The following is a 3302-nucleotide window of genomic DNA, read 5'->3' as shown; positions in this document are numbered from 1 at the left end:
TGAAATGCTGTTTGATGGTCTCGATATCCATGCTCATGCCCCGAAAAAGGGAGCATAAGATCACAGAGCGATCGGCTGGTCAATCATGCGTAGCAATTGGCTAATAAACGTTCATGATCTCGCCCTGTGAATATATCTGGATTGGCTGTCCCTACTGCATTGAGATGAAGCCCTATCTCTCGGAATTGATGACCAAGCATGAGTCGCTTGCGCTCATATTGCGCCACTCGACTAAAAACGAGATTTGGGAGCGTGACGCGAGGCTATTCTACGCCTTGGATCAACTGAACCAGTTGGTATATCTCGATGAACTGATGGAGTTTTATGTCGAGTTGCGGCGTGCAAAAACTCCGCCAGAACAAGAAGATTTTAATCGATTTTTCAGTGAGCGAGGGCTCGATCATGCCGAGATCATGCGTATTGCCGATGGCGCTGACGTGAATGCCTTGATTGACGTTACCAAGGCGGAGATGACGGCGATTGATCTAAAATCGGTTCCCACCTTGGTGGTCAACGGCAAATACATGGTGTTGTATGACAACGATCTCGAGACCAATGAGCAACGTATGGCGTTGGCTGAATACCTAATGGCGCTGGAGTAAATCGCCGATTATCCGTTCGGATCGGCAAACGGAGCGGTTCCTCAGCACCAAAATCGACTTGGGTTGATCCGTTCGGGTTTGACTTGGCGGCACTCGGCTTTTGTACGTGTTGCTGCAGCGCTATGGGGATTGCGGTCTATCTGTCCAGAGTTTTACTGTATAAAGCCAAAACGCCCCTGATGCGGTACAGGGGCTCCTCTTACGATCAGAAGTTCGGTTTGTAGTCGAAGCCGGACTCGGCTTCTTGGTCGGTAAAGGTGTTTATCTTTTGCTTCTTATTAAACATGCCGTTGACGACAGAACCTGGGAACATCTGGATCTTGTTATTAAAGTCTTCGACATTTTGGTTAAATATGCGGATAGCGGCACCGATCTGCGCCTGCTGCTCGGAGATCTCGGCCATCAGTTTCAGATACACGTCGCTGGCCTTCAGTTCAGGGTAGGCTTCGACAGCCACTTGCAGACCCTTCATCAAGCCGGCGGTGGATTGCTCGGCTTTCGCCAGACAGTTGGCATCCATCTGGCCCTCTTTCAGATCCGCCAGCGCGCTGCGCAATTTGGTCACTTCAGTCAGCACACCCGATTCATGCAGTTTGTAGTCTTCAACCAGCTTTTCGATGGTCGGAATGATCTTATTTTTCTGACGTTCCTGAGTCAGAACGGAAGCCCAGCCGCGTTCTACCGCGTTATAGGCGCCAATAATGCCGTTGTACACGACAATAATGCCGATAATCAGCACAGCCGGGATGGCAACAAGTAACAGTAAAGCTTCCATATGGGATTCCTTAGTTAATTTTTTTAGTCAAAAAACAGTTCGAGTTGGATAGGTAAGTGGGCTTTCCAATCATGTTTCCCTAAGCAAACAGTGGATCGACAGTCCGCGGCGTTCCGCCGTGATGTCTTGTCTTGATGTCGTCTTGCGTTAAGCCGCATTGGGGCTACGCGAAACAAAGTTGTTGTCATTAAAACGCATCAGTTGCTCGATGCTGTTTAGCAGGGGAGGTAGGTTAACCAGTTGCCGATGCTCGCCGATCTCAGAGGCAAAGGCGGCGGGATCATCCAGCCCATGAGTACGCTTGATACACAGCAATTCGTTGTCAAATGCTAGGCAAGCTTTGTGATCGTTACGGATCTGCAAAGTCGGCTGGCTGAATTTATTTGATAAGGTTTGCATCTCTTCGATGACAGCCGGGCTAAGGAAGCGGGCACCGTCGATGGGATCCAGCGCGAACACCCGATAGTCCTTATTGAACTGGCTGGAGGCGGTGCGGTAGCGCTCTCCCCTGTACCCAACTGAGCCATCGGCGCTGATCCCCAGTCCTTTGGCAAAGGGAAAATCAAACAATACGCCATAGCGGTAATAGCTCGTGTATGTCGTACTTGTGGTGGTATTGCCTTTGCTGTCGGTGCTGGTGGTCGTGGTCTTCACCACGTAGTGATATTTGTAGATTTGATAATCGAAGGATTGATGTTCGCCCTGATGCTGCCCGCGATAAAGCCATTCGATCTCCCTCGTGTCGTTGCCGCGACGAAACTCCAAAAACTGTCCAACCAATGTTTTAGCGAGGCTCTGACCATTACCGTTGACGGCAGTTAGCTTGTTATTAAACAGCACATCGCGAAAAAAAATGCGATCGGACACGTCATTTCGCCAGTACTTTCGCCCGGAGAGCCAGACCCACATGCCTATCGTCGTCCCGCCAAGAGCAAGGCTTGCGAGCATCATCTGATCAAAATAGTAAGAATAAAGTGGCTTGAAAAAGCCAAAGATTGACCAGTACAGAAAGTGCCAGGGAGGCAGAGCGTAAAAGAGCACCGCAGCCAAGGCCGTACCCAGCGCAAGGCGTCCCCCTTTAGCCGCGATCCGTCCTTCCAGCCATTTAAGTTTTTCGCTGTTTTCCAATTCCCAAAGCGCCAGAAGTACAATCAGTGACGGAACCCAAACGACGCTGACATTGTGCAGAAAGTAGCCGGGGTTTGAAATGAAGGCCATAAACCATGGTAACGATACAAACAGACCAACCACCGTCATTACCCACTTGAGCAGGTGCCAATGGTTATCTTTGTAATCCAGTGGACCCGGATGCTCCGCGACCTTGTTAATGATTTGGACTAAATCGCTTTGACTTTGCGCCGTTTCAACGGATTTAGCGATGGCGTCAATGTTTTCTTTTACGCGCTGATTATGGCTCATGGTGGGGGCTCTACTCACTAGGGTATGCTTGTTTTCTTTCTAGGAGTGGTGTGAAGAGAGTCTCTCTAGTGATAGACACACTGCCTACAATTAACTTCAAGCAATTGATAAGGCACAAAAATACACGCTTGAGTCAATTTGTTCGAGGTCATTTACCAATCGATTTGTTGGCTCGTGAGTTCCGTCGCAAATTGGCTACTTTATCAGTAGCGTTTCTATCTATCATCACAATGAAAAATTGCTGATTTAAACGGCCAATAAAGGTCACCGTCCGTTGTGGCCGGATACTTAAATAAATGTCACATATGTTTATTGGCCTTTTTCTTATAACTGGAATTTACGAGCATTCCGCGGGAACTAATTGCAGGTTGGAAAATGACTAAATAACTGATCCTAATTGTGCTCCAGTTTCTGCAATCCATGACCACCACCCGGGAATGGTGAGGCGTTGTTCATGAAGTACTTCACCCGCCTGATTAGTTGCCACATGTGCTTGCATCGATGAT

At 48.6% G+C, this 3302-nt stretch carries 3 protein-coding genes; 1 reads left to right on the top strand and 2 read right to left on the bottom strand.

The features are described from left to right. The first annotated feature begins 113 nt into the window (after nt 1–113). Nucleotides 114–602, top strand: a complete 489-nt coding sequence (locus ABEA08_RS09645; RefSeq protein WP_345335084.1) for a thioredoxin domain-containing protein — start codon at nt 114–116, stop codon at nt 600–602. Nucleotides 603–807: 205 nt separating this feature from the next. Here ABEA08_RS09645 and ABEA08_RS09640 read toward each other — a convergent pair whose 3' ends face one another. Both ABEA08_RS09640 and ABEA08_RS09635 read right to left on the bottom strand, forming a co-directional pair. Beyond that, a complete protein-coding gene (locus ABEA08_RS09640) occupies nt 808–1377 on the bottom strand; it encodes a LemA family protein (RefSeq protein ID WP_345335083.1) in 570 nt (189 codons plus the stop codon). Nucleotides 1378–1524: 147 nt separating this feature from the next. Further along, nucleotides 1525–2796 (bottom strand): DUF3137 domain-containing protein, encoded by a 1272-nt coding sequence (locus tag ABEA08_RS09635; protein WP_345335082.1) that lies wholly within the window; start codon nt 2794–2796, stop codon nt 1525–1527. Nucleotides 2797–3302 lie beyond the last annotated feature (506 nt).

The sequence above is a fragment of the Ferrimonas pelagia genome, assembly GCF_039543565.1.
GTDB lineage: Bacteria > Pseudomonadota > Gammaproteobacteria > Enterobacterales > Shewanellaceae > Ferrimonas > Ferrimonas pelagia.
The sequence above is the reverse complement of the archived record's forward strand: the minus strand, read 5'-3'. Positions and strand labels throughout refer to the sequence as shown.

What these genes read in the sequence shown, in the direction of transcription:
- ABEA08_RS09645 (WP_345335084.1), top strand. Translation starts at nt 114, where the DNA reads ATGATCTCGCCCTGTGAATATATCTGGATTGGCTGTCCCTACTGCATT.
- ABEA08_RS09640 (WP_345335083.1), bottom strand. Translation starts at nt 1,377, where the DNA reads ATGGAAGCTTTACTGTTACTTGTTGCCATCCCGGCTGTGCTGATTATC.
- ABEA08_RS09635 (WP_345335082.1), bottom strand. Translation starts at nt 2,796, where the DNA reads ATGAGCCATAATCAGCGCGTAAAAGAAAACATTGACGCCATCGCTAAA.